Raw genomic sequence first — 25,570 nt, forward strand, 5'->3', positions numbered from 1 at the left:
CCTCTTTTTTATTTACGTATTTCGTATCCTCCTATGATATCTATTCTTTTTTGTGCAACTTGGATTTAGGGGGAAACAACATGCGTAACACCAATTTACAAGCGATGATCGAATCTGCTATTCTTGCAGCCTTCGCCTTGATTATCGACATTTTACCATTATCAATTAAACTTCCAACAGGCGGTTCCATCTCATTTGCTATGATTCCTATTTTTATTATTGCATACCGCTGGGGCTTCAAAATGGCTTCCTTAGGAGGCTTAATTTGGGGACTTTTACAAATCGTCGTAGGTAATGCCTACATTTTAACGCCAGTTCAAGCATTCATTGAGTACTTCATTGCCTTTTCCTTTATCGGCTTTGCTGGTTTATTCTATCGTCCAATTCAAAAAGCACTTGCCTCAGACAACAGTGATGCAAAGCATTCAAGTTTTGGTAGTCGCAAAGATAAACCAAAACAAAACAAAGGAAAAAAAGCACTCGTTTACATTATCCTTGCCACATTTGTCGGCAGCTTTGCACGTTATTTCTGTCACTTTATTGCTGGTATTATTTTCTTTGGTCAATATGCACCTAAAGGACAATCAGCTGTCTTATATTCATTAATTGTAAACGGCAGTACAATGATCGGTTCTTTCATACTATGTACTGTATTACTAATTCTTTTATTTACAACTTCACCACGCTTATTCAAAAGCATCGGTGCTTATCAAATGAATACAAAAAAGAAGAGCGCTTAATTAGCGCTCTTTTTTCATATCGTAATATCAATAATAAATACAATAAATGCACAAAAGAAAATAAATACCATCACACCTAGTAAATTGCTATTCACGGCTAATCTACTCCTTACATAATCTCTTTTTCTAACCAGATTATATCGCTTAAAAATAAAGATTAGGTAAAGATAATATGAAATTAAATTAAAAAAAGCGTAACATGTATTATCTACGCTTTTTTCGGTAAATAGAAGTAAAATAACACACCATCTTCGGTATTCTTTACCCCATATTCAGCATTGTGCAGTTCTAAAATATTTTTTGAAATCGCAAGGCCAAGCCCTGTTCCACCTTGTGAACGTTTCCGTGCCGCATCCACACGATAAAAACGATCCCAAATTTTATCTAACTGCTCTTCCTCAATGTGGGCACTTTTATTTTCTATACACACTTTTATATGATTCTTCTCGTCTATTGCGGAAATAATAATATCCTCTTTGTTCGGTGTATAACGTATTGCATTCGTAATGAAGTTCACTATTACTTGTTCAATTCTATTTTGATTCCCAACCACTTCAGCTGGACATATATGCTTGTGCACACTCAGTTCTTTTTTCTCTATCTCCGATGAAAGCTGTTCACATATTTCTTCAATCATTCCATCGATATAGAAAGAATCCATCTTCATGTTGTATGTGCCAGACTCAAATTTAGCTAATTCAAGCATATCCAAAATTAGTATATCCATCTTGTCTACTTCTTTTTCCATCGCCTGAAAATAGTAGTCTTTCTTATGTTCAGCTACCCCATCTTTTAAAATAGAAATACAGCTTTTCATAATACTTAACGGTGTTTTTAATTCATGTGAAACACCTGAAATGAATTCTTTCCGCGTCTTTTCTAACTTTCTTTCCTTTTCAATATCTTGTTCTAACTGTCCAATGTGAGAATGGAGTTTATTAGATAGTACATTAATATTTTTCGATAAATCACCAATTTCATCTTTTGAAGTAATCGGTATTTTTTCTGTGAAATCTAGATGAGCTATTTTCTTCGTTGTATCATTTATTACTAGTAATGGTTTTGCAATTTGTTTTGAATAATAGAAAGAAGCTAGAAAAATAAGAATGACTACAAACGCAATAATGTAAATGTAATAATCTTGTACCATTTGTACAGCCTCATCTACAGGTTGTAAAGAAGCCATCGCGTATATGTATGTCACCGATCCATCTTTTTCTTTTATTGGTTTGATTAATAATTTATATTTTATATCATTCTTTTCATAGTCCATTGTTTGTGTTGCATATTGTATTTGATTGCTTTCTTTTAGTAATAAATCAGCTTGAAATTCTTTTATATTATCCAAAAATAAATTATTTTTATAAATTGGGTTTACAGGTCCTTTTACATTAGGGAACTGTACCTTCGTAATTTTCCCTGATATATTAAAATCTGAATTTTGAGCCGCCCTCTTCTTTTCCTCATCACTCATAATTCCAGCAATTTTTTTTCTTTCCACAGTGATAGAATCTTGAGCAACCTTTGGTTTTTCCTCGCTCATCTTAGGTTCTTTTTCAGCTAACTTCTTACCTAATGGTTTATGAAACCAACTCAAATTCACCTCATCTATCTTTAAATAAGATGTGATGAAACTATCGTCTCTTTTTAGTCCATCGAAATAAACTGGTCGTCCTTCCAAATCAGGTAGTGTTCCACCTTCAATCTCATCTATATTCATGAGATAGTACAAAGGAATGATAATTGTTTTTTGTCCCACTCGCTTCTCTTCTCGTCGATCTAAAGTAATTTCAAAATAAAAATCATCTGCGTGCTTTAAATTCCCATTATGATCTAACGTCGTAATCCAAGTATTATTTTCTCTTAAAAAATCTTGTTCCAGTTTCTGAACTTCCTCCGAACTCCCCGCATAATTTAAGTAACTCTTTTCAAAGGAATCTAAATTCACTTTAATATCTTCCACTTTTCGATTCGCATAATATTGTTTAAAAAATATCGTTTGTCCAATAAATATCGTCGCTAAAATCAACATGCATAAGGCTGTTGTAAGGGTAAATAATTTAAGTACAATCCCTTTTCTCATACATTCCCCTCGAATTTATAACCGGTTCGCACTACAGTTGTAATGTGCTTTGCTTTCTCACCTAATTTATTTCGTAAATTACGAATATGGCTATTAACAGTGCGATCATCTCCAGCAAACTCATATCCCCAAATTCTTGAAATTAATTGCTCTCGTGTTAGAACAATTCCTTGGTTTTTCATAAAATACACTAATATTTCAAACTCTGTATGTGTTAAAGCAATACTTTCTCCATCAACAGTAACAGTACGAGATGGGAAGTGAACATAAATTCCATGAATACATAGTGTGTCATCTTCACTATTTGGAGACTCTTTCAAAGCTTTTCTACTTTCCAATAATCGTTTCGCTCTCGCTAATAAAATTGGCGGGCTATACGGCTTCGTCACATAATCATCTGCTCCAAGTTCAAACCCAAGTAACGTATCATCTTCATCTACGCGTGCTGTCAGCATAATAATGGGTACTTGGGACGTTTTACGAATCCTTCGGCAAACAGACCATCCATCTAGTTCCGGCAACATAATATCGAGTATAACTAAATCAACCTCTTCTTCCTTAAACAAAGCTAAAGCTTCTTTCCCGTCTCTCGCTTCAAGCACTTTATATTGTTCACTCAAAAAATAATCCTTTAATATTTCACGTAAAATATCTTCATCTTCAACAATTAAAATCCTTTTTGACATAACTTATGTATCCCCCTCCCACTTTCAGAAACTACAATTTTATCCCGCTATTTGCGGGCGGTAAGACTCCCACCTCAAAATTCGGCACATGCGAGGAACTTAAGCGGGAGATTAACTTCCCGTAAAAGCCCGATTGGTGAGGGCTAATAATCAGAGGGGGGATGGACAAGACCCCCTCTGATTAAAGTTTCACTTTATTTTGAATAACTACCAGTTAACTTCGCCTCGATAATATATCTATCTGGTGCATCTCCTATATAATCAAATGGATAGCAAGTCGTCAGTGTTAATATTGGTTCTTCTTTTTTTATAATAACAGTACGATCATCCGCATGGGTAATCCATGTCTTTTGAATTTCATATGTGTAAGTTTTATTATCATACTCTAAAATAAGAGTATCCTTTTCTTTTAACTCTCCTAAATCTGTAAACACAGTATCTCGATGCCCACTGAGTACAGTATGTCCTCCTCCAGATGGAGTTGTCGTTAAATCACTAACAAACATACCAACTCCTTTTTTCAAAGTTGCATCATTCGCTCCCCAATAAACAGAAAATTTCTTCTTTATTTTCGGGATATTTAACATAGCCACTTTTTGGCCTTCTTTATGTTGTATTTGAGAAGAAGGTACTTGCGCGTTTACTGGTACTTCACTAGAATGCTGCTTAGATGTTTGCTGCTCAAAATTTTTAATCTCTTCCGTCGTCAAATCTTGTGCAGAACTTTTTCCTTTATACCATTCAAAAGAATAATAAGCCCCCATTAATAGACCTGCTATCATTAACGTAAACCCAATACGATTTAAAATCGTCACTTTTAATCCCTCCATGCAAAAAATGGTAGGGATATCCTACCATTTTTAATATATGAAATTATCCCATTCTTTATAGGCTAATAAACACTTTATTTTTATGCCTTCACTTTATTACGACGATTCAAACCAAATAATGTCCCTATCCCTACAAGACATGCGCTTAGCGCCATCATTGCTACATTATTTGATGCTGTGTTTGGTAATTTTTCACCTTGTACAACTGGCTTTGCTACTTCTTTTTTAACTGCATCATTTTTTTGCCCGTCTTTTATCGCTACTTCTTTTTTTGCCATATCACTTTTTAACTGTTCTTGCGCTATTCTCTTTTTCTCTTCTTCACTCTTTTTCTCTGCTTTTATTGCTTCCTCTTTTTTAGCCATATCACTTTTTTCTTGTACTTGTGCCGCTTGCTTTTTCTCTATATCATTTTTTTGCTGTATCTTAATTGCTTCTTCTTTTTTAGCTGCATCTTGCTGCATTTGCGCTGATTCTTCCTTTGTTAATGTTCCGGTAGAAGCACTCGCTACTGAAGAATATCCTACTGTTAAAAGTGCCATTGCACAAATTGGTAATAGTTTTTTTTTCATTTTATTTCTCTCCTCTTATACGTTTTACATCACTTCGCATCGGATGTATCACTAGAATAAACAACAGATATAAATATAAGATGCAGATGAAATATATTTCATTTAAAGATTTCATTGTAGAAAAATAAAAAAACATCGCAATATATACGATGTTTTTTCGGGTGTGTGTCTCGATATTTATTTGTTACTTTCGCGTGATTGAGAAGTAGAAAGGGCCGGAGTGATAACTAATTGTCTCGGCTCAGTTTTCTTGAAGTGATTTTTGACGTTACACTTACGACATTGAACGACCCATGCTTTAATAGGATTTGTTAAAATAATTTTTTGCCTGTCGTTAGGGGCCTCTTCTTCCAATTCACAACTATCGCTCCACTTACTCCATTTCATTGTAAATTTAGAAGAAGAATGATCGTCTTCTCGATCAAACATCTGCAAAAAATCCATTTCTCCAGCTAGCATTACGGTGTTACTAGTTGCTAAAAAAGAAAAGGTCGTCCAATGTTTCTCCATGCCCTCCTACTCCTTTTTCACATATAGAGTGCCTAAAACTTACTTTACCTAAAATATGCTTGCCTTTTACCTTACACTTATAGTTTATCCAAAACACTACTATGCAACTATCGATTTGTCTTACAAATCACCTTACATTTTTGTAAGAAACGAAAAAACCTTCACTCTATATACGTGAAGGTTTCTCATTTCTTATCTATAGAATCTTTCATATCATCAAGTCCAGCCTCTTGCAGCTGCGACATCATACCGTGGGAAATTGCGCCTAATACTAAAGTCATTCCAATTAGTGAAATGCGAATTGCAGGTACATCAATTATGTAAGCCAACATGCCAAGAACAATTGTTAAAAGCAATGCTTTTATAAATGTTACACTTGTATACTGTTTCTTTTTCATCATAATCACCCTTCATGGAAGCGTTTTCTTAATATAATCAGTATATCATATCATCTGATTATTTTGTGGGGATTTCTGTAAAAACCTTATATCTTCTTTGACTTTTTCCTTTCTATCCTTTACAGTCGAAATGTTCACAAGTTTTGCACTGTAGGAGGATTTAAATGAAAATTGAAATAAAAGACACTTTAATTTCTGAAGAACAATTACAAGAAAAAGTAAAAGAACTAGCTCTTCAAATCGAACGTGATTTTGAAGGAGAAGAAATCGTAGTAATCGCTGTATTAAAAGGATCTTTCGTATTCGCTGCTGATTTAATTCGTCATATTAAAAACGAAGTAACAATCGACTTTATCTCTGCATCTAGCTACGGAAATCAAACAGAAACAACTGGAAAAGTAAAACTATTAAAAGATATCGATGTAAACATTACTGGAAAAAACGTAATTGTCGTAGAAGACATTATCGATTCTGGTTTAACACTTCACTTCTTAAAAGATCACTTCTTTATGCATAAACCAAAAGCATTGAAATTCTGTACGTTACTTGATAAACCTGAACGCCGTAAAGTGGACTTAAAAGCTGAGTATGTTGGCTTCCAAATTCCAGACGAATTTATCGTTGGCTACGGTATTGACTGTGCAGAAAAATATCGTAACTTACCATTTATCGCTTCAGTTGTAACGGAATAATAAAATAAACTTCCATCAATTACTGATGGAAGTTTATTTTCTATCACGATTCGTAAAAGACAAAGGGAGAGAATAAAAATGACAAAGACAAAATTTGAAAAAGTACTCCTCATCGTAAATCCAAAAGCTGGACAAGGCGATTTACATACAAACTTAACGAAAATCGTACCACCACTTGCCGCAGCTTTTCCTGACTTACATATCCTTCATACGAAGCAACAAGGTGACGCAACAAAATATTGTCAGGAGTTTGCTAGTAAAGTAGATTTAATTATCGTCTTTGGTGGTGACGGAACTGTATTTGAATGCACAAATGGCTTAGCCCCTCTTGAAACTAGACCTACACTTGCAATCATTCCAGGCGGAACTTGCAACGACTTCTCTCGCACACTTGGTGTTCCGCAAAATATTGCAGAAGCAGCAAAACTCATTACAAAAGGACATGTAAAACCAATCGATGTCGCAAAAGCAAATGGACAACACTTCTTAAACTTCTGGGGTATTGGACTCGTCTCTGAAGTATCAAACAATATTGATGCAGAAGAGAAAGCAAAGCTTGGTAAAATCGGTTACTATTTAAGCACCATTCGAACTGTAAAAAACGCTGAAACATTCCCAGTAAAAATCACTTACGACGGACAAGTATATGAAGACGAAGCTGTACTTGTTATGGTTGGAAACGGCGAATATCTTGGCGGTATCCCGTCCTTTATCCCAAACGTAAAATGTGACGACGGAACACTTGATATTTTCGTCGTAAAATCAACAGGCATTCAGGCGTTTAAAGATTATATCGGAAAGAAATTATTTGAAGACTCAAATGAAAATGACATCTTCCACGTAAAAGCGAAATCCATTCATATTGAAACAGAAGAAGAAAAAGAAGTAGATACAGATGGAGAAAGTTCGCTTCATACACCATGCCATATTGAATTGTTACAAGGGCACTTTACGATGATTTATAATCCTGCGTTTGTATAATCACTATTTCACTATAACTTTAATAATTACTAAACTTCGCATTTTTCAAAAAAATATAGTATGATGAATAAATAAAAGGTTGTTAACAAAAACGTTAACAACCTTTTTTGTTTTTTCTAAAAAACTTTTCAATTTAAAGGAGCGATCACATGTATTGGAGAAAAAATGATAAACCTGTAGAAGAACCAGAAGCAATTGCTGTGTGGGAATGCGAAGCAGACGACTGCCTTGGATGGATGCGTAAAAATTTTTCTTTAGAAGATAAGCCGCAATGCCCGTTGTGTAAAGGCGACATGAAAAGCAGTGAACGATTACTACAGAAGTTATAATACCTTTCCCTCTTTATCTTTTATATACTGAAAAGATAGAGGATTTTATTTCTCTTTATCTACAGTACAAGTTGCTTCCTAATTATAAATAATGAAAGAAGCAGCTATTACGTAGAATAGCTGCTTCTTTCAATCTATAACTTCTTCATCGCTATAAATTCCATATAATATTCCCCTAAATTTATCTCTATTCATCATCCCCCTTACTCACTACATACTACACTTCTTTCGGAAGAACAATTTTTTTATACAATTGAACTGTAATGAAATAATAAAACACATAAATGACTAAGAAAATAATAATCGGCAGCCAAATACGGAAATATGGATTATCTATTAAGAACGAGAACATGTTCATTCCGACTAATACGTGCATTATACCTACGATCGCTGGGAACAAGAAAACTAAAAGTAACTCTTTATAAATTGATTTCGTTAATAGCTCATAACGCACACCAATTTTACGAAGCATTTGATAGCGAATAATATCTTTTGAAGCACCAGAAAGAATTTTAAACATTAAACAGCTTGCCAGCATCGCTAAGAAAGCTATGCCTAAGAAAAATCCCATAAATACTGTTCCACTGTAAGTACTGTAATATCCTTCATACAGCATATATTTACTCAAAAGATGTACGTCCTTCATATCTTTATATTTAGCTAGCTCTAATTCATCAATTTTTTTCCATTCTTCTTTATACGTTATAAAATTGTCCGTTTTCCCCAGTATTATAATTTCTTCTTTACCTTGTATCCCGTCATACATCTGTTGATCTACAATTTTTATCTTTTGGCTAGGATTCATATATGTCTTTTGAAGAGACCTTAAAACATTTCCCCACTCTTCTGGAATTACATTGGTATTATCCTCATTTTTTTCTTGCCTATGGCTTAAAACGGCTCCGACAATTAGCTCCCTCGAAACAGGAACGAATCGGCTACTATTCTCGTCTTTTCCAGTACGTGTTAGCGGACGATTTCTTTCTAAATCTTCTTTCAATTGATAAATAAACTGCTCATCTACTTTGTATCGATATTCATTCTTTTCTTTAAATGTAATGCTATCTAATATTTTCTTTTCTTCTGCTGTGGGATTTTTAATTTCGACATCATAGTATTCTGCACTCTCCACCATATTTGTGACATTATTTTTTAACGCCATACCACTGGAGATTGCACCCGCACCGAGAGCCACTAACATAGCAACTGTCGCTAATACTTTCGTTAAACTATTAATAGAAAAACTTAACTGTGCAAACGTAAACGCATTGATTCCTTTTTCACTACGATTTTTATTCGCTTTTAGTTTGTTAATAATAATGGGAAGGAATGATGCAAATAGCATGTAAGTTCCTAATGTGACTGTAATTGTAGCAATGATAAATCCTGATTCCTTTAACTCTTTCATATAAATCATCGAAGCATAACCAACTGCTAATAAAATAATTGATAAAAGTGCTACTATATTCGTTAGTTTTCCTTTAATAGGCGTACGCTCTGTGTGACTATTGGAGTGAACGAGTTGTAATAGCGGATTACGCACTAGTTTCATACCATTCATAATTGCGGACAACATAAATAATGCAATGAAAAAGATGAAAGTAACAATAATTGATGGTACATAAAATGCATGATAACCACCTCCAGTAAACTCCAGTTCCTTCATCAGTAAATGTCCAACGCCTTGCGCCAAGATTATACCGACTATCACACCTACTATAAGAGATACTATTCCTAATACAATTGTTTCAATAAACATGAGCAATGTAATTTTATGCTTTTTTGCCCCTAATACCATATACATACCAAATTCTTTTTGCCGAAGTGATAATAAAAATGAATTGGCGTATAAAATATAAAATAATGTAATGAAACCTAATAAAAATGATCCTGTTTGGAAGACTGAAAAAATTCCATCCATGGAATTCCCTTCGATAAACGTTTTATTTAACGCTAACGTTTGAAACATATAAAAAATTGAAATAGACATAATAAGCCCAACTAATAAGACCATATAGTCTTTTCGTTTACTTTTTAGTCCCGACATGGAAAGTTTGAATAACATGTTGAACCTTCTTCCTTATGCTTTTTGTGTGCCTAAATCCGCAAGCACATCTAAAATTTCTTTATAGAACTCATCACGCGTACCTCTGCGATGAATTTCTTTATACAGTTCTCCATCTTGGATGAATAAAATACGTCGGCAGTAACTTGCGCTTAACGGATCGTGTGTAACCATCATAATTGAAACATCCTGTTCTTCATTTAAGTTGGTCATCGCCTCTAATAAACTTTTCGCATTTTTAGAATCAAGCGCTCCTGTTGGCTCATCTCCTAAAATTATTGCTGGCTCATGTACAAGTGCACGAGCCGCCGCCGAACGTTGTTTTTGTCCACCAGATACTTCGGACGGATATTTTTGAAGAATCTCTGAAATTCCTAACATCTCTGCTACCTTTTTCACCTTTAATCCAATTCTTTTCGAATGAACACCTTGCAGAGAAAGCGGTAATGCAATGTTTTCATAGATTGATAAATTTTCAAGTAAGTTAAAATCTTGAAAGATAAACCCTAGTTTCTCTGAGCGAAAATCGGATAATTCCCCTTGCTTCATTTTCGTAATATCTGTTCCAGCAATTTCAACAATTCCACCTGTCGCTTTATCTAATGTAGAAATTACATTCAATAATGTTGTTTTTCCTGAGCCAGATGGTCCCATAATTCCAACGAATTCACTCTCTTGGATTGAGAACGATACATTCTTTAGTGCATGTGATTGACTCTCATCTTTTCTACCGTATACCTTTTGTACATTCTTTACCTCTACAACTGATGCTGTCATTTATATCCTCCTACACTTCTTTTCCTATTTTTATTTTCCTTACATATTTTCTGAGCATTTCTTAACCCATTTCTAAGTATAGATAGCATTTCTTAATAAATAGCAGCGGATATTCTTAACATTTCTTTAAGAATATGAAAAAGCCCCAAAGCTAGTAGCTTGGGACTTTTGGTTTCTATATTCTATTTTTGAGTAAGAAATAAAGACTTTATTTCTCCTCTTTAATCTTAATTTTTGCTTGTTTCTGAAGAGCTGCATCTTCCATTTTATCTATAGATTTATGAACTGATTTTACTTCTTCTCGTGCTTTTCCAAAAACTTCTTTTTCTTTGTTCCATACTTTTTCTTATTCCTCTTAATCTTACTCTACCTAAAAAAAGAAATGATATTCATCTCTTCTTCACTTTTAATAGACACTATTCTTTGCTACTCTTTAGGTTCTACTAAAATGACATCTTCTAAATCATATAAATTCGCCTTGGGTTTTGCATAAATAATATGTGCAAGACCATATTTATCCGGCTCTTGATCTATTACCTCTGCTACTTCAAGACCAGGTGGTATTTTCTGGCTCAATTCAGAGGTAATAATGCTATCACCTATTTTTATTTCTTTCGCTTTATCTGATGGAATATTATTAATTCGAAGAGCTTGTTTTTCCTTATCATACCCTGTGACAAATCCTAAAATGGATGAGTTATTTTGGAAGGTGATTGCTAAACGATTTGTTCGTTCATCTTTCGTAATTAATTTCACAATAGATGTAAATTGATCTACACTCTCTACCTTTCCAATAAGACCACTCACCGTCATAACAGCCATATCAACCTTTACACCATGTTGTACCCCTCTATCAAGAGCGATTTTTCCATACCAATCTTCTGCTACACGCCTTACTACTGTAGCTTGAATTAAATTATATTTTCCTTGTTCCTTTAATTCTCTCGTCTTGTTGATAAGCTTAGTAAGGTTTTCTTTCTCCTCACTTAACATTTGTACTTCACTCTTTAACGATTCTTGGTTCTCAATTTTTTCTTTCAATAATTGATTCTCTTTATATACTTTATAAATGTCTTCTATATTGTGAATAATATTTTGTACATGCCTATTATTCGTACATACATACATCATCAATAAAACAACAAGAATACTTGAAAGAAATAATAATATTTTCCTCTTAGAAACCTGCATAATCATCCTGTTACTCCCTACCATTTTTTATCTACACAATATAGAATACTAGTAGTTGTATACAGAAGAAATGCAGTTTAGATAAAGTTCAGATAATCTTTATCTTCTTTATAAAAAATTTAGAAATTATCATATACTTCCATTACATTTGAAGCTTGATCGTTACTTTATCTATTGAATACAACTTATCATTTCTATAACTAGACATGCTTTATTGTTACTTTTTCTTTTGCTTTAGCGGGCATTTCGTCACCTTGTATTTCTTCCCATTTCATACCATAAGTCCCTTTAGACTTAATCTTTACATATGCTCCTATTCGTAAATGTTTTGAAGAAGTCATCATAATTTTTTGTTCTTTACCAGATTCATCATATCCTTTAAATTTATAGTTCCATCTACCAAAACCATTACTTTTGGCTTCATATTCCCCATCACTGTCGACAACAGCATAATAAATATCTTCTTTAATAAACGGATTGAGTTGATCTACAATCGGTCCACCTTTCACTACAAGTAATGTAACTCCAACTATAATCAATACGATAAACGCACTTAATTTTTTCATATAACTTTCAATTCTCCACTTCTCTGTTTTATTAGTCAACGTCCACCTGAATGATGGAATAAGACTCTCTCTAAATCGATAGCAACACTATCGCTCATTCTTCCCTAATTAGAAGGTAACCGATATTTCTAATGCCCTTCTAATTAAATTGGCAATAAGATAATAAATTGAATAACCCCATTTTCATATTCCGCTCGAATTTCTCCTTTATGCAATTCAACAATGCTTTTTGCAATTGCAAGCCCCAAGCCTGAACCTTCTACAGCTCTACTTCTAGATTGATCTTTTTTATAAAAACGCTCAAACAAGTTCTCTAACTCTTTTTTTGTAAATTCTTCACTATGATTCGCTATAGAAATTTTGATATGCTGTTCTTCTCTTTGAAGTGAAACTTGAATTTCTGCTTTATCTATACTGTATTTAATTGCATTTATTAAGAGGTTTTCAAACACACGCACCATTTTTTCCGAGTCCACAACGGCATATATACGATCTTCCTGAAATTTTTTCACGAATGAAAGATTATGTTCCTCCGCTTGTGGTACTAGCTCTTCTATTAACTGATCAAGTAGTTCATTCATACACACTTCTTGTGAATCTAACACCATATTTTCATCTGTTAGTTTTGTATACTCAAACAAATCCTCTATTAACATCTTCAACTGCTCTGATTTTGAAAAAGCAATTTTTATATACTCATCATGCTGTTCTTTATTTTCATATTTCGCATCACCTAGTAAGCGTAAATACCCCATAATAGAAGTAAGTGGTGTTCTTAAATCATGTGATACATTTGTAATCAATTCACTTTTTTGTTTCTCTATTTGTTTTTCTTTTTCTATATTAGCCAAAAGCTTTTCTGCCATTTGATTAATATTTGAAGTTAATACACCTATTTCATCTTGACCTGCCTGTTTGATTTTGTATTGTAAGTTCCCTTTCGAAAACTCTCTTACTCCTTCTGCCATTGCTTCAATTTGATTCATCTTCCTTTTCGTTATATAAAAGAAAGAAAGTAGAAAAGTAATAAAACCTAGTAAAGATGGGAATGGACTACTACCGTTCACTACATACTTTACATTTCCTTGTGGTATACCACTTGCAATGATATACATATTTTCCGTATTAACAGTAACTGGATAAAAGGTTGTAAACTCCTTACGCTTTTGTTCAGCTCTATCTTGAATTAAATTCTGTGCCTCTACATATCGTACTTGATCCATTTTAAAATCCATTACATTACGCATCGTCTCATGAAGATTAATCTGTTCTTCCGGTGCTCCCTTTGTTTTATAAACCACTTTCCCATTCTCATCTATTATTAAAACCTTCAATTGATTTTGATGATTCAATTGATCAAGCTGTTCTTGTATATTAATTTCCTTCCCTTCTTCCGTTATACTTTCAACAAGTCTTTGTGTCTGTCCATCAATGGCTTCCATACCTGATGCATAATCAATGATAGAAACTTTATTCGCATCCTCGAAAAAGGAAGATGAAGACCACCCTACTAATACACCAAGTAATGTACAGAAAGTAAATGTAGCAATCAACTGTACACGTATACTCTTTTGCAAATAACTAACTGTTTTACCTATCATTTTTTTAAAAACTTGATTCATCCATATTATCGGTTCAAATATCTTTCTCAATCTTGTAGCCAACTCCCCATACTGTTTTAATGTAACGAGGCTTCCTTGGAATTGCCTCTATCTTTTCACGTATTTTCCGAATATGTACCATCACAGTATTATCGGATTGGAAAGCTTGCTCTTTCCATACTCTTTCATAAATTTGTTCTGCATTTAATACCATTCCTTGATTTCGTGCAAGCAATTCTAATATCTCAAACTCTCTCGGTGTCAATTTCACCTCTTCATTTGCAATAATGACCTGCCGCGTTGCTATATTTATCTTTATATCTCCAACTTCAAATACATTTTCATCTTTTACACTTGCCCCGCTCATTTTCATATATCTCCGAAGTTGTGATTTAATACGAGCAATGAGTTCAAGTGGATTAAATGGTTTTGCTACGTAATCGTCTGCTCCAGTTGTTAACCCTAAAATCTTGTCCATATCTTGCGTTTTTGCCGACAGCATAATAATGGGCATTTCCGCTATTTCTCTCACTTTCATACACATATGAATACCATCTATTTTCGGCATCATAATATCAAGTACAATTAGATGCACGTCTCTTTTCCTTACTATTTCTAACCCCTCTTCACCATCTCCAGCTTGTAATACTTCGTAACCTTCATTCTTCAAATAGATGGCGATAAGTTTTCTAATTTCCTTCTCATCGTCCACGATAAGTATCGTTCCTTTACTCACAAAATCTCCTCCAGCATCATTTACCAAACTATGAATGTTGCTTTATTTCACTCACTACTGCATTCTTCTTATGCATATACACATAAGAAATACTAGAAACCATGATAACGATGCCACCAAAATATATACCATACTCGGTCACAAGGGTTACTATCATTTCTATATGCTTTCCAAATATAGAGCCTAGTACAAAGTAAACTAACGTCCAAACAAATCCTGTTACATATGAATAAATCGCATACGTTTTAAATGACATGTTATTCATCCCTACTAAATACGGTACGATATGTCTCACAACGGGGATAAAATAACTTATTACTAATGCATAATGACCATATTTCCCTACTATCTCTTGTGATTTTAAAAGGTACTTCGCCTTTTTCTTTTTCATCAATTTTTTAAGCACTTTTATGCCAAATATTTTCCCTAGTATGTAACCTAAAGAAAGCCCAGATACAACGCCTAAATATGTTAATAAAAACGCAGGAATGACACTTAATACGCCTAATGAAGATACAAATCCACCACTCATTACAATCATTTCATCTGGAATCGGCATACCGATAATACCAAGCCATAAACAAAAAAATAGTGCCCAATAACCATACTGCTCAATGTATGATATTAATTCATGTAGCTCCATTATGCATATGCTCCCCTTAGCTCTTTTTTACAGCTAAAGACGTAGGCTGGCGGGAAATTAAACCAAACTTTTTCTAGTGTAATTTCAGGGAAGAAATGCTGTATAAATCCTTTTTTTACAAGTGAATATTGAAATGTAATGAATTCACCACTCTCATGTATCGCTTCCATTGCGTTGTTTAAAATGCGTTGTGAAACCTCTTCTGGTAAAGATGTGAAAGGCAATCCTGATAAGACGTAATCAATGCATTCTATATTGAGCTCTTCCATATACGTCTTTATATTTTCAGCTGAACCATGTACAACAATGACATTCTGCTCATCTTTAAATTTTCTCTTTAGCTCTTTGAAAAACACTTCATTAATTTCGATAAGAAGAAATATTGTCTCCTTCTTCTTTCGCTTCATAATTTCTTTCGTAAAGACTCCTGTACCAGGACCTAATTCCACAATGCACTTTGCTCTATTAAAATCAATTACATCTACCATTTTCTTTGCTAATATTTTTGAACTTGGCGCAATCGCACCAGTATGTTTCGGGTGTTTAATAAATTCATGTAAGAATGTTATGAGTTGCATGTAAATCTCTCCCCATTCGTTCAATAGTTTTTAACTTGTGTTTAAGTATAACTATCGTTTCTTAATAAAAATTGAAGAGATTTCTTAAGATTTTATGAAGAAATCAAAAAACAGCTACCGCTTATAGCGATAGCTGCCCCTTTATTACTTCGCGCTCACAATCTTATAATAAGAACGAACTGTTAAGAAGTAATATCCGATATAAATAACACCGTATACTCCGATACTAATTAGGAGCGGAATCATAATTTCAAATGGTAGTATGTTCCCTAAACCTTTTAATGCAAACAAACTGTGTAGAATTCCGATTACTAACGGAATCGCAAAGATAAAGCTTACTTGTTTTGCGATAGCTTTTTTCATTTCTTGTTTCGTTACCCCGACTTTACGAAGTACAACATAACGCTCACGATCAGCATTTGCTTCTGTTAATTGTTTAAAGTAAATGATAGAACCTGTTGCTAGTAAGAATACAAGTCCTAAGAACATTCCGATGAACATCATTAGTCCAGTTCCTTCAAGCCCCATTTGGAAACCAGTGTAGAAATCTCTAAATGATGGTACCATTTCTGATTCACCAGCTGGCATCACTTTTGTTAATTTTTCTGTTAATACTTTACTGTTTCTTTCATCTTTTACATCAATATTTTTTACAACACGTGTTCCAAATGCTTGCTTCGCTTGTTCATATGTTTCATCTGAAACGACAACAACTAGTTCACCTAAGTTCGTAATTGCATTATCATTTGCGCCTTGAATCGCTAATTTCTTCGTTTCATTTCCAATTTGGAATACCGCTTTATTTCCTTTATATTGAGGGCTAAACTCATGCCCTTCAATATAAGAACTATCATATATAAATGCTTCACCAGCAGCTACATTCACTGTTTCTGCATCAATTTTTTTAGCAAGTTTATTAAATTCAGATTGAGACATAAATTGATATTTCTCTGAGATACTGTAGTTCATATTAAGGATGAAATCAACTTTATCTCCTTCAAACTTTCCTTTTACAGGAACCATCTCAACTTCAAATTGATCTTTTACAGGATGATTCTCTTTCTCTTCAGCAAAAATCGCATTTACTTTCTTATCTAGTTCTGCATCTTTTTTCTCATAAGAATAGCTGTATGGCGCGAATGCTTTTGATTGTGTAAATGTGTTGTAATACATCGTAACTGACGTACCAACTGCTGTTAATGTTACCGCACTTAAAATAGAAATTGTTGCAAGTGACTTTGCATTCCCTTTAATACGATATAGTAGCTGTGATGTCGTTATCATATTCATACCGTTATAAAACGATGATTTATTATTTCTTGCACGTTTTAATACGAATACTGTAAAGAACATAAATAGTAAGTACGTACCTACTACTGTCGCAAGTAAAATATAAAGTGCAACTGCCATAAAGTCTGCATACTTAACTGCCTTCATGAACATTAATGCTAAGAAATAACCTGAACCGATTAAGAAAATTGAAATTAACGCCATAATTACAGATCCTTTTGGCATTGCTTCTCCTTCGCGTTCTGCGCGGAAAAGTTCAATTAGCTTGAATCGATAAATTAAACGATATCCTTGAAGTGATGTATACAATATAATCACAAAGAAAATAATTGCTGTATCAACAATTGCAGCCATCGGTACTTCAAAATGAACATTTAAATTTAACCCCATCATACTTACTAGTAGTTCAAGGAATAGTTTTGAAAGGACGCTACCAATCGCAATCCCAATAATTAAAGACATTAATCCCATTAACATATTTTCATAAAAGAGCATTTTACCGATCTGTCTTTTTCGAATACCTAGTAACGAATATAGCCCAACTTCTTTTTTACGCTTCCGTGTAAAGAAACCGTTCGAATATATAATGAACACCGCTACGAAGATGATTAGCATGACACTTGAAACTTGAAACGCACCGCTAATTTTTTTAGAACCTTCCGCAGCTTTTTCCATTTGCGAATTATATTGTAGTGCTTTAAATGTAAAGTAAATTACAATACTAAAAATCATAGATGCAAAATATACAAAGTAGTCTTTAAAGTTCCGCTGTATGTTGCGGAGGGCAATGCTAGATAAGGTCATCAGCCATACCTCCAGAAATGGAAGACATTACGTCAACGACTTTTTGGAAGAACTGTTTACGTGTTGATTCACCGCGGTGCAATTCTTTATATAACTCACCATCTTTAATGAAAATAACTCGTTTACAATAACTCGCCGCAAATGCATCATGCGTTACCATTAAAATTGTAGAGTTATCATATTCATTTAACGACTTCATACTTTCTAATAAATCTGTCGCTGATTTAGAATCAAGTGCTCCAGTCGGCTCGTCCCCAAATATCATACTAGGACTTGTAACGATCGCACGCGATGCTGCGCAGCGCTGCTTCTGCCCACCAGATACTTGATATGGGAACTGACTTAAAATATGATCAATACCGAATTTCTTTGAGATTTCAAGAACGCGGCGATCAATCTCATTCGCTTTCACCTTCGATAACGCAAGAGGTAACGCAATGTTTTCTTTTACCGTTAACGTATCTAATAAGTTATAATCTTGGAAGATGAAACCTAAATGATCGCGGCGGAACAAAGCTAGCTTATCATCATTCATCTTCACGATATCTTTTCCATCAATTAAAATTTCACCGTCCGTCGCATTATCAATTGTAGAAAGAACATTTAAAAGAGTCGTCTTACCAGAACCAGAAGGTCCCATAATTCCAACGAACTCACCTTCTTTTACTTGTAAGTTAATACCTTTTAAAGCTGCAAATTTATTCCCACCTGTGTCATATACTTTTTCAATATTTTTTGCTTCTAACACTGTTTTCATCTCGACATCCCTCATTTCTTCTATTCTCTATTTTCAACTATATACACTCTCTACTCTTGCCACTATCGATGTTTCTTACACAAACATGACAGTTATGTAAGGCACATAAGTAAAGACATAAAAATTTAACCTACTGAATGAAAGTACTTTGTTACTATAGCATTGGGATATCATACCATCCATTCATTCTCCTTACAGGAACATTACAATTTTGTAAGGTTAAAAATGCACCCTACAAAGCTGTGCACGAAATGTCGGATGGAGCTATTTTGTTCCTGATATTCTATTTATAGAGGAGGTCATATAATGGATTCACTTAAAAATATGAATGCGGCAATGCAGTATATTGAAGACAACCTTACACACGAAATTGATTTTAAAGAAGTCGCAAAAATAGCTCTCTGCTCCGAATATCATTTCAAAAGAATGTTTTCTTTTTTAGCTGGCATATCACTATCAGAATATATTCGCTGTAGACGTCTTACGCTTGCTGCCTTTGAACTAAAAGATAGCAATGCAAAAGTCATTGATGTCGCTATAAAATATGGATACAACTCACCAGATTCATTTACACGTGCATTTCAAAATTTGCACGGAATAACGCCTTCAGAAGCTCGAAATACTAGTCATTCTTTGAAATCTTATTCACCAATGGCCTTCCAATTATCTATTCAAGGAGGAAGTGAAATGAACTATCGAATTGAAGAAAAAGACTCATTTCGAATTATAGGTATTACAAAACGAGTACCAATCGTTTTTAACGGTGTAAACGAAGAAATTGCTTCTATGTGGAAAAGTTTAGACAGCCAATCAATCGAAACATTAAAGTCCCTTTCAAATATTGAACCTGCAGGAATTATTAGTGCTTCTACGAATTTTTCTGAAGGGAGAATGGAGGAAAAAGGAGAACTCGATCACTATATTGGAGTAACTACGACAAAAGATTGTCCAAAGCAATTCAAACAACTTGAAGTTACTGCTTCAACATGGGCTATATTTGAAGCTGTCGGTCCATTTCCTGATGCATTACAAAATGTATGGGGGCGTATTTATTCTGAATGGTTCCCTTCCTCAAACTATGAACTAGCAGAAGGACCGGAAATATTGTGGAATGAAAGTAAAGACGTATCTTCGCCGAATTTCAGAAGCGAGATATGGGTACCTGTTTTAAAAAAGTAATATAAAGGTCTAAACTTTTTCAAAATAAAAGCTGCTCTTCCTCTTTAAAGGAAAAGCAGCTTTTTATTTTATACTTCTTCTCGACTCGTTCTTATACAAGAAAAGAGTAATAATCGCAAGCACTATAATAACTACAAAAGTAAATACTCTGTAGTTCGAGATCGTAGCAGTACCGATTAAAAAGGCAGGTATAACAGCCGTAATTAAACCACCAAACATACCAACAAACGATCCTACACTTTGTTTTACTATTTGAGTTTCTGATACCCAATCATAATAACCAAATCGATTATTAATAAAAATTCCCCATACTGCCGAAAAGAATGAATATGTTATCGGTGTTATGACGATTAAAAAAGAACTCCAAACATCTAGTTTTAACCCTATTATCAGTAATACGGCACTAATAAGTGATGCAGGTATACTTAATGAAAGATTCATAAGAATTTTACTGTCATAAATTATCTTTGGCGCTATAGGCAATGACTTAATAATCCATACATTTTTTCCTTCTAAAGACAATGACACACATGTTGTACACGTCATCGAAATCGCTGCTGCAATAGCAAATGGAGCAACCTTTTGCAACAGGGGCTCAATTCCAGGATACGCTATTAATTGACTTGGTCCTACTACAACTATAGCTAGCGCGAAAGCTAGCGCCATCACAACTCCCATTCCACTATTTATGACATACACTGTAGAAGAAAAGAAACGTTTCAGTTCTTTTTTATACAACGCGACCAATACACTTTCTCTTCTCATACTATTAATCTCATAATTTGAAAGCATATGATAAGTGGTAATCTCTGTGTTTATTTGCTTATATTTTAACGAAAGTATTTTTACAAAAAGATAATACCAAATAACCGATATCCCAACGAATAGGATGAAAGCTACAAGATCAGCATGAACAATTGCTTTTTGAAACATGTTAGCTAATGGATACACTTTAGTTAGTTGCTCTGAAACAATTGCACCAATCCCATTCATATCATTAAGGCTATATTGAGCATTTCCGTTTTTTAGCATAAAGAAGCCGAATGTAATCATTACTATAAAACTTAAAATCGTAGTTATTTTATTCGTATTTTTAAATTTAGAAGCGATTGCCGTAATCATAGCTCCAAATATCGCTGCGATTGTTGTTGGAATTAAAGATGCTATAAACATACTGATAAACCACATAAAGTAAAAAGAAACTGATGGCTTCTCATGTATGCCATAAACAACTCCCATTGGTAGCATGATTATGATTGAAAAGATCGTATTCAGCAAATATAAATACAAAAACCTACTTGTAATAACAGTACTTACACGAATCGGTAATGACATTAAAAGATCGTAGTCCTTAAAAGCAAAAATCTCTCCATTTGCCTTAAATATAGTGAAAAACAACGTCAATACACTGCTAATAACTAGTGCATAAACTGGGATAATTTCACTTATTCCTAGTTTCACCAACCCATATGCTGAGGCTCCGCAATATAGCATTAACATGACACCCACCAAGGCAATAGATGCTGTCAGCAAAATTTTATTCTGCTTCTTTTTCTTATCTTTTTCATATTTAAAAGTATTTAAACCAAGCTGCGTTATCAACCGGATTTTCAAAAGACCTAGACTATTAGTATTCATTAGCAAGCTCCTTCATAAAGAGCTCTTCCAATGATCCTTCCTTTATTAAAGAATTCACTTCCCCTGAAAGTGCTAATTTCCCTCTATTAATCATCGCTATTTTATTACATAACTTCTCCGCCACATCTAAAACATGTGTAGAAAAGAAAATCGCACTTCCCTTTTCACAAAGCTCCTTCATAATACCTTTCAATACTACGGCTGCCGTTGGATCAAGACCAACGAAAGGTTCATCTAAAACTAATAATTTCGGTTTATGCAAAACCGCTGATATAATCGCCACTTTTTGTTTCATACCATGTGAATAAGAAGATATTAAGTCTCCCAAGTAAGGTGTAATCTCAAAAGCATCCCCATACTTCTGTATCTCCTTTTCCCGATCTTTTGCAGACACCTTAAAAACATCCGCAACAAAGTTCAAATATTGAATTCCTGTTAATTGCTCATATAAATCGGGATTATCAGGAATGTACGCCATTACTTTCTTACATGCAATCGGATCCTTTTTTACTGAATGGCCATCAACAAAAATTTCACCCTCTTCAAAATCTATAACTCCTACTAACGACTTAATCGTTGTACTCTTCCCCGCACCGTTATGCCCAATAAATCCAAAGATATCTCCTGCTTGAACAGTAATATTTAAATGATCTACTGCTTTTTTTCCACCTTTGTATGTCTTGCTAAAATTTATAATTTCTAACATGTGATTTCCCCCAAACTATCCTTTTTAACTGAATTTTCAGACCTAAAAGCAAAAAATTTACTCAGCGAGCTTTTTCATTATCCCCACTGAGTATTTAAATCTCTTAACACATAGAAACTATAAATATAAAATTTGACTCGTACAGTTCAATCGATTATTGCTCACAATTGCATTTCTTTTTTATATAAAACGTAAGAATATAAATTCGTTATGAGGACAGCAATTACTATAATCCCAAGCATCATATAAGATCTCCAATCAGCTGGAGCGAAAACACTTATAATCATAATAAGTCCTAAAGCCACAAATACTTTTCCGCTAAATCGATGTGTTTTCCGCCATACTTCTTCATTACTTAACGTCCAAGGATTACGCATCCCAACGAAAAAGTTAGGCTTACACTGCGGTAAATAATTACCCATCACTAAAAATAAAACACCAACTAATAATTCTGGAACTCGATTAATGAATAAATTATATCCTAGTCCACTTGTAATAATATCTATATTTCCTACAAATAGTAGCAGGAGTATCCCGTTATTCATCATCATAAAAGCTTTAGAAAATTTCTCGTAATTTGCTTTCCTTGGATCAATCTTTGGTATCACATTTAGAAATACATATAACGCAATCATAATTCCAACCATAGAAATCATTCCGTAAAATTTAGAAGAATAGCCATCTACCTTACCACCACTCCAATGTGTCGCGATTGTATCCGGCAAATGAGGCCAAGCAAACGCCCATGCGATACAAGTTATAAGAACTAATATAATTGCAAAAAGATGTTTTTTCATTTCCCCTCTTCCCCCTTATTCGTAAACGTAAATACCCAAGTCAATAAATCTTGAAATACAGTTGTGTTTAAAGAGTACATAACGAATTGTCCTCTTTTTTCATCTTGGATAAGTTCAGCATTTTTGAGCGCATTTAGATGATGTGAAATACTTGGCTTTGTCATATTGAACTGTTCAGCAATTTCGCCAGCTGTTAAATCGCCTTCTTTTAATAAATCTAAAATTTTTCGCCTTGTTGGGTCTGCTAATGCTTTGAATGCTTGATTCAATGTCTTTCTTCCCTTCACTAATTAGACATTTAGATATTTATCTAAATATTAAATTAAAAACCAGTAATTGTCAATTGTATCCATAGCCTTTTTACTTTTTCCACTTTTGACCTATAAATACGCCACAGCTATGCTATATATAACAAACAGGAAACCCTATTCATTTGATTTCTTTGTTTTTACTTCGTACGGGGCAAAAAAGGCTCTGACCGCTTCTATGCATGGCTGGATCCTCTCTCTCCCCTAAAAAGATAGGTTTTATGTTATTTTTAAAATCTTTATATTTATATAGCTCTCATTTCAACATAATGAAAAGACGAGAAACACATGGTACACTATAGCTACAATTGTTTTTTTTAGGAGGAATATACATATGTATAAAATTTTAATCGTTGAAGACGATCCAAATATTTCATCATTACTACAATCTCACATTCAAAAATATGGCTATGATGCTGTTGTTGCGGAGAACTTCGATGATATTATGGAATCGTTTAACGCCGTGAAACCACATCTTGTTTTACTTGATGTAAACTTACCGAAATTCGATGGTTTCTACTGGTGCCGTCAAATCCGTCATGAATCTACTTGTCCAATTATTTTCATTTCAGCTCGTGCTGGTGAAATGGAACAAATTATGGCGATTGAAAGTGGCGCGGATGATTACATTACGAAACCGTTCCACTATGACGTTGTAATGGCAAAAATTAAAGGTCAATTACGCCGTATTTATGGTGATTATGCACCAAATATTTCTGAACGTATCGTTGAAGTAGAAGGTTTAAAACTATTCCCTGAACGTCCAGAAATTCATTTCGGATCTGAGCAAGTTCTTTTAACAAAGAAAGAAGCTATTTTAGCAGAAATGCTATTATCTAAATTCCCTCGTACAGCAAGCCGTGAAGATTTATTAGCTGCCCTTTGGGATGATGAGAGCTTCGTTGAAGAAAATACATTAAACGTAAACATTACGCGTCTTCGTAAAAAGTTTAATGAGCTTGGTATTGAGAACTCTATTGAAACAGTACGTGGACTTGGATATCGTTTTAACACAACTTGGAGTGAATAAGCATGAAGCTATTTTTACGTGATCATTTTGCATTTTTTCTACTATATGTATTAAACTTCGGAATCATTTTCGTTCTCTATGATGCAGTAGATGGATTTCAAAATAATAAGTTTTACTTCATCGTTTTAAGCTTATATTTATTCATCTGTTTCCTCGCTTATCGTTACGTTCGTAATCGTAGAATGTACCACAGATTAAGTGAACCACCAGAGAAAATGGAAGATGCGTTTATTGAAAGAGCGACTGCTCCTATGCCCCACGGTGTAAACGAGCTCGTTCGTACGCAATATCGTCTATTCCAAAAAGACCTACAAACATTTGAAGTAAAACAGCAAGAACACCAATTATTTATTAACCACTGGGTACATCAAATGAAAACGCCCGTTTCTGTTATGCAACTTATGGTGCTTGAAATGGAAGATGAACATTTAATCCCGCAATTTAAAAAAGAATTAGAGCGACTAAATCAAGGACTCGATATGGCTTTATACATGGCAAGGTTAAACAACTTCCATGAAGACTTCCATGTTGAGACCGTTTCATTAAAAGATGCTGTAACAAAAAATATTAACGGATTAAAAGAACTATTCATTCGAAACGGGGTCTTCCCTGTTTTAGAAGTTCATTCAGATTTAAAAGTTGCTTCTGATGCGAAATGGCTAAAGTTCATCATTTATCAGTTAATGACAAATGCTGTTCGTTATTCTGGTGAACGCGGAAAGAAAGTTTTCTTATCAGCTTATCGAAATGGAAAAGATATCATTTTGGAAGTTCGTGATGAGGGCGTTGGTATTCCGCAAGAAGATGTTCGAAGAGTATTTGAACCATTTTACACTGGGAAAAATGGTCGTACATTCGGAGAATCTACTGGTATGGGACTTTATATCGTAAGTAAAATTTGTGATTATTTAGGTCATTCTGTAAAACTAGACTCTGAAGTTGGTAAAGGAACGACGATTAAAATCATCTTCCACAACGCTGCAAACAATCAAGCAGAAAATACGGAGAAGGTGACCAAAGCATGATTGGAACATATGCTAGCAAAATGTATGAGAATATACTCTCATACATTTTTTGCAATAA

General features: G+C 34.0%; 27 protein-coding genes. 7 read left to right on the forward strand and 20 right to left on the reverse strand.

Features of this window, described 5'->3' with window-relative positions; translation table 11 throughout:
• Window positions 1-80 precede the first annotated feature (80 nt).
• Complete coding sequence (gene thiT / locus NSQ47_RS17500) at window positions 81-740, forward strand: energy-coupled thiamine transporter ThiT (RefSeq protein WP_002160101.1); 660 nt, start codon at window positions 81-83, stop codon at window positions 738-740.
• A 208-nt stretch (window positions 741-948) separates the two neighbouring features.
• Here the strand turns inward: thiT and NSQ47_RS17505 are convergent, their stop codons facing one another.
• The 6 genes from NSQ47_RS17505 to NSQ47_RS17530 form a co-directional block, all read right to left on the reverse strand.
• Complete coding sequence (locus NSQ47_RS17505) at window positions 949-2,823, reverse strand: sensor histidine kinase (protein WP_341037516.1); 1,875 nt, start codon at window positions 2,821-2,823, stop codon at window positions 949-951.
• Window positions 2,820-3,509, reverse strand: a complete 690-nt coding sequence (locus NSQ47_RS17510) for a response regulator transcription factor (protein ID WP_341037519.1) — start codon at window positions 3,507-3,509, stop codon at window positions 2,820-2,822. Before NSQ47_RS17510 ends, NSQ47_RS17505 begins: the two co-directional genes overlap by 4 nt.
• A gap of 194 nt (window positions 3,510-3,703) precedes the next feature.
• The gene (locus NSQ47_RS17515) at window positions 3,704-4,324 is read right to left on the reverse strand and encodes a class D sortase (protein ID WP_341037521.1); all 621 of its coding nucleotides are present in this window, start codon (window positions 4,322-4,324) and stop codon (window positions 3,704-3,706) included.
• Window positions 4,325-4,419: 95 nt separating this feature from the next.
• On the reverse strand, window positions 4,420-4,911 hold the full coding sequence (locus NSQ47_RS17520; RefSeq protein WP_341037524.1) for an LPXTG cell wall anchor domain-containing protein: 492 nt from the start codon (window positions 4,909-4,911) through the stop codon (window positions 4,420-4,422).
• Window positions 4,912-5,088: 177 nt separating this feature from the next.
• Entirely contained in the window at window positions 5,089-5,421 is a 333-nt protein-coding gene (locus NSQ47_RS17525; RefSeq protein ID WP_078180942.1) for a hypothetical protein, read from the reverse strand.
• Between the two features lie 185 nt (window positions 5,422-5,606).
• Window positions 5,607-5,822, reverse strand: a complete 216-nt coding sequence (locus NSQ47_RS17530; protein WP_000976189.1) for a hypothetical protein — start codon at window positions 5,820-5,822, stop codon at window positions 5,607-5,609.
• A 161-nt stretch (window positions 5,823-5,983) separates the two neighbouring features.
• Between NSQ47_RS17530 and hpt the strand changes: the two genes are divergently transcribed.
• The 3 genes from hpt to NSQ47_RS17545 all read left to right on the forward strand — a co-directional run bounded on the left by hpt (window position 5,984) and on the right by NSQ47_RS17545 (window position 7,821).
• The gene (hpt, locus tag NSQ47_RS17535) at window positions 5,984-6,511 is read left to right on the forward strand and encodes a hypoxanthine phosphoribosyltransferase (protein WP_000687586.1); all 528 of its coding nucleotides are present in this window, start codon (window positions 5,984-5,986) and stop codon (window positions 6,509-6,511) included.
• Between the two features lie 78 nt (window positions 6,512-6,589).
• Entirely contained in the window at window positions 6,590-7,492 is a 903-nt protein-coding gene (locus NSQ47_RS17540) for a diacylglycerol/lipid kinase family protein (protein WP_341037527.1), read from the forward strand.
• A 149-nt stretch (window positions 7,493-7,641) separates the two neighbouring features.
• A complete protein-coding gene (locus NSQ47_RS17545; RefSeq protein ID WP_002067775.1) occupies window positions 7,642-7,821 on the forward strand; it encodes a cold-inducible protein YdjO-related protein in 180 nt (59 codons plus the stop codon).
• A 217-nt stretch (window positions 7,822-8,038) separates the two neighbouring features.
• Here the strand turns inward: NSQ47_RS17545 and NSQ47_RS17550 are convergent, their stop codons facing one another.
• The 10 genes from NSQ47_RS17550 to NSQ47_RS17595 all read right to left on the reverse strand — a co-directional run bounded on the left by NSQ47_RS17550 (window position 8,039) and on the right by NSQ47_RS17595 (window position 18,829).
• A complete protein-coding gene (locus NSQ47_RS17550) occupies window positions 8,039-9,886 on the reverse strand; it encodes an ABC transporter permease (RefSeq protein WP_341037528.1) in 1,848 nt (615 codons plus the stop codon).
• Between the two features lie 15 nt (window positions 9,887-9,901).
• Window positions 9,902-10,663: an ABC transporter ATP-binding protein gene (locus tag NSQ47_RS17555; RefSeq protein ID WP_341037530.1), complete on the reverse strand. Its 762-nt coding sequence runs from the start codon at window positions 10,661-10,663 to the stop codon at window positions 9,902-9,904.
• Window positions 10,664-11,089: 426 nt separating this feature from the next.
• Window positions 11,090-11,860: a rod shape-determining protein MreC gene (gene mreC, locus NSQ47_RS17560; protein ID WP_341037532.1), complete on the reverse strand. Its 771-nt coding sequence runs from the start codon at window positions 11,858-11,860 to the stop codon at window positions 11,090-11,092.
• Between the two features lie 194 nt (window positions 11,861-12,054).
• Window positions 12,055-12,420, reverse strand: coding sequence for a YxeA family protein (locus tag NSQ47_RS17565; protein ID WP_215569360.1), 366 nt, complete (start codon window positions 12,418-12,420; stop codon window positions 12,055-12,057).
• Between the two features lie 143 nt (window positions 12,421-12,563).
• The gene (locus tag NSQ47_RS17570) at window positions 12,564-14,072 is read right to left on the reverse strand and encodes a sensor histidine kinase (RefSeq protein WP_341037534.1); all 1,509 of its coding nucleotides are present in this window, start codon (window positions 14,070-14,072) and stop codon (window positions 12,564-12,566) included.
• The gene (locus tag NSQ47_RS17575; protein ID WP_215557613.1) at window positions 14,056-14,757 is read right to left on the reverse strand and encodes a response regulator transcription factor; all 702 of its coding nucleotides are present in this window, start codon (window positions 14,755-14,757) and stop codon (window positions 14,056-14,058) included. The genes NSQ47_RS17570 and NSQ47_RS17575 overlap by 17 nt, the downstream gene beginning before the upstream one ends.
• A 28-nt stretch (window positions 14,758-14,785) precedes the next feature.
• Window positions 14,786-15,400: a DedA family protein gene (locus NSQ47_RS17580; protein WP_341037537.1), complete on the reverse strand. Its 615-nt coding sequence runs from the start codon at window positions 15,398-15,400 to the stop codon at window positions 14,786-14,788.
• Entirely contained in the window at window positions 15,400-15,978 is a 579-nt protein-coding gene (locus NSQ47_RS17585) for a class I SAM-dependent methyltransferase (protein ID WP_341037539.1), read from the reverse strand. The genes NSQ47_RS17580 and NSQ47_RS17585 overlap by 1 nt, the downstream gene beginning before the upstream one ends.
• A gap of 144 nt (window positions 15,979-16,122) precedes the next feature.
• Window positions 16,123-18,072 (reverse strand): ABC transporter permease, encoded by a 1,950-nt coding sequence (locus NSQ47_RS17590; RefSeq protein ID WP_002160084.1) that lies wholly within the window; start codon window positions 18,070-18,072, stop codon window positions 16,123-16,125.
• Window positions 18,059-18,829, reverse strand: a complete 771-nt coding sequence (locus NSQ47_RS17595) for an ABC transporter ATP-binding protein (RefSeq protein ID WP_002067765.1) — start codon at window positions 18,827-18,829, stop codon at window positions 18,059-18,061. The genes NSQ47_RS17590 and NSQ47_RS17595 overlap by 14 nt, the downstream gene beginning before the upstream one ends.
• Before the next feature lie 306 nt (window positions 18,830-19,135).
• Between NSQ47_RS17595 and NSQ47_RS17600 the strand changes: the two genes are divergently transcribed.
• The gene (locus NSQ47_RS17600; protein ID WP_341037541.1) at window positions 19,136-20,008 is read left to right on the forward strand and encodes an AraC family transcriptional regulator; all 873 of its coding nucleotides are present in this window, start codon (window positions 19,136-19,138) and stop codon (window positions 20,006-20,008) included.
• A gap of 63 nt (window positions 20,009-20,071) precedes the next feature.
• Here NSQ47_RS17600 and NSQ47_RS17605 read toward each other — a convergent pair whose 3' ends face one another.
• From NSQ47_RS17605 to NSQ47_RS17620, 4 genes are all read right to left on the reverse strand, one after another.
• Complete coding sequence (locus NSQ47_RS17605) at window positions 20,072-21,646, reverse strand: putative ABC transporter permease subunit (RefSeq protein ID WP_341037542.1); 1,575 nt, start codon at window positions 21,644-21,646, stop codon at window positions 20,072-20,074.
• A complete protein-coding gene (locus tag NSQ47_RS17610) occupies window positions 21,636-22,352 on the reverse strand; it encodes an ABC transporter ATP-binding protein (RefSeq protein ID WP_341037543.1) in 717 nt (238 codons plus the stop codon). The genes NSQ47_RS17605 and NSQ47_RS17610 overlap by 11 nt, the downstream gene beginning before the upstream one ends.
• A gap of 161 nt (window positions 22,353-22,513) precedes the next feature.
• Window positions 22,514-23,149: an SdpI family protein gene (locus tag NSQ47_RS17615; RefSeq protein WP_002112514.1), complete on the reverse strand. Its 636-nt coding sequence runs from the start codon at window positions 23,147-23,149 to the stop codon at window positions 22,514-22,516.
• Window positions 23,146-23,418 (reverse strand): autorepressor SdpR family transcription factor, encoded by a 273-nt coding sequence (locus NSQ47_RS17620; RefSeq protein ID WP_002089211.1) that lies wholly within the window; start codon window positions 23,416-23,418, stop codon window positions 23,146-23,148. Before NSQ47_RS17620 ends, NSQ47_RS17615 begins: the two co-directional genes overlap by 4 nt.
• A gap of 373 nt (window positions 23,419-23,791) precedes the next feature.
• Here NSQ47_RS17620 and NSQ47_RS17625 point away from each other — a divergent pair, with 373 nt between their 5' ends.
• Window positions 23,792-24,487, forward strand: a complete 696-nt coding sequence (locus NSQ47_RS17625) for a response regulator transcription factor (RefSeq protein ID WP_002034497.1) — start codon at window positions 23,792-23,794, stop codon at window positions 24,485-24,487.
• A gap of 2 nt (window positions 24,488-24,489) precedes the next feature.
• Window positions 24,490-25,512 carry a sensor histidine kinase gene (locus NSQ47_RS17630; RefSeq protein ID WP_002034498.1) on the forward strand — a complete coding sequence of 341 codons (1,023 nt, stop codon included), beginning with the start codon at window positions 24,490-24,492 and terminating at the stop codon, window positions 25,510-25,512.
• Window positions 25,513-25,570 lie beyond the last annotated feature (58 nt).

The organism is Bacillus sp. FSL R10-2780, from assembly GCF_038006125.1.
In the GTDB taxonomy this organism is placed as follows: Bacteria; Bacillota; Bacilli; order Bacillales; family Bacillaceae_G; genus Bacillus_A; species Bacillus_A cereus_U.

Coding starts and splice junctions, on each gene's coding strand:
- thiT (WP_002160101.1), top strand. CDS start 81: ATGCGTAACACCAATTTACAAGCGATGATCGAATCTGCTATTCTTGCA.
- NSQ47_RS17505 (WP_341037516.1), bottom strand. CDS start 2,823: ATGAGAAAAGGGATTGTACTTAAATTATTTACCCTTACAACAGCCTTA.
- NSQ47_RS17510 (WP_341037519.1), bottom strand. CDS start 3,509: ATGTCAAAAAGGATTTTAATTGTTGAAGATGAAGATATTTTACGTGAA.
- NSQ47_RS17520 (WP_341037524.1), bottom strand. CDS start 4,911: ATGAAAAAAAAACTATTACCAATTTGTGCAATGGCACTTTTAACAGTA.
- NSQ47_RS17525 (WP_078180942.1), bottom strand. CDS start 5,421: ATGGAGAAACATTGGACGACCTTTTCTTTTTTAGCAACTAGTAACACC.
- NSQ47_RS17530 (WP_000976189.1), bottom strand. CDS start 5,822: ATGATGAAAAAGAAACAGTATACAAGTGTAACATTTATAAAAGCATTG.
- hpt (WP_000687586.1), top strand. CDS start 5,984: ATGAAAATTGAAATAAAAGACACTTTAATTTCTGAAGAACAATTACAA.
- NSQ47_RS17540 (WP_341037527.1), top strand. CDS start 6,590: ATGACAAAGACAAAATTTGAAAAAGTACTCCTCATCGTAAATCCAAAA.
- NSQ47_RS17545 (WP_002067775.1), top strand. CDS start 7,642: ATGTATTGGAGAAAAAATGATAAACCTGTAGAAGAACCAGAAGCAATT.
- NSQ47_RS17550 (WP_341037528.1), bottom strand. CDS start 9,886: ATGTTATTCAAACTTTCCATGTCGGGACTAAAAAGTAAACGAAAAGAC.
- NSQ47_RS17555 (WP_341037530.1), bottom strand. CDS start 10,663: ATGACAGCATCAGTTGTAGAGGTAAAGAATGTACAAAAGGTATACGGT.
- mreC (WP_341037532.1), bottom strand. CDS start 11,860: ATGATTATGCAGGTTTCTAAGAGGAAAATATTATTATTTCTTTCAAGT.
- NSQ47_RS17565 (WP_215569360.1), bottom strand. CDS start 12,420: ATGAAAAAATTAAGTGCGTTTATCGTATTGATTATAGTTGGAGTTACA.
- NSQ47_RS17580 (WP_341037537.1), bottom strand. CDS start 15,400: ATGGAGCTACATGAATTAATATCATACATTGAGCAGTATGGTTATTGG.
- NSQ47_RS17585 (WP_341037539.1), bottom strand. CDS start 15,978: ATGCAACTCATAACATTCTTACATGAATTTATTAAACACCCGAAACAT.
- NSQ47_RS17590 (WP_002160084.1), bottom strand. CDS start 18,072: ATGACCTTATCTAGCATTGCCCTCCGCAACATACAGCGGAACTTTAAA.
- NSQ47_RS17595 (WP_002067765.1), bottom strand. CDS start 18,829: ATGAAAACAGTGTTAGAAGCAAAAAATATTGAAAAAGTATATGACACA.
- NSQ47_RS17600 (WP_341037541.1), top strand. CDS start 19,136: ATGGATTCACTTAAAAATATGAATGCGGCAATGCAGTATATTGAAGAC.
- NSQ47_RS17605 (WP_341037542.1), bottom strand. CDS start 21,646: ATGAATACTAATAGTCTAGGTCTTTTGAAAATCCGGTTGATAACGCAG.
- NSQ47_RS17610 (WP_341037543.1), bottom strand. CDS start 22,352: ATGTTAGAAATTATAAATTTTAGCAAGACATACAAAGGTGGAAAAAAA.
- NSQ47_RS17615 (WP_002112514.1), bottom strand. CDS start 23,149: ATGAAAAAACATCTTTTTGCAATTATATTAGTTCTTATAACTTGTATC.
- NSQ47_RS17625 (WP_002034497.1), top strand. CDS start 23,792: ATGTATAAAATTTTAATCGTTGAAGACGATCCAAATATTTCATCATTA.
- NSQ47_RS17630 (WP_002034498.1), top strand. CDS start 24,490: ATGAAGCTATTTTTACGTGATCATTTTGCATTTTTTCTACTATATGTA.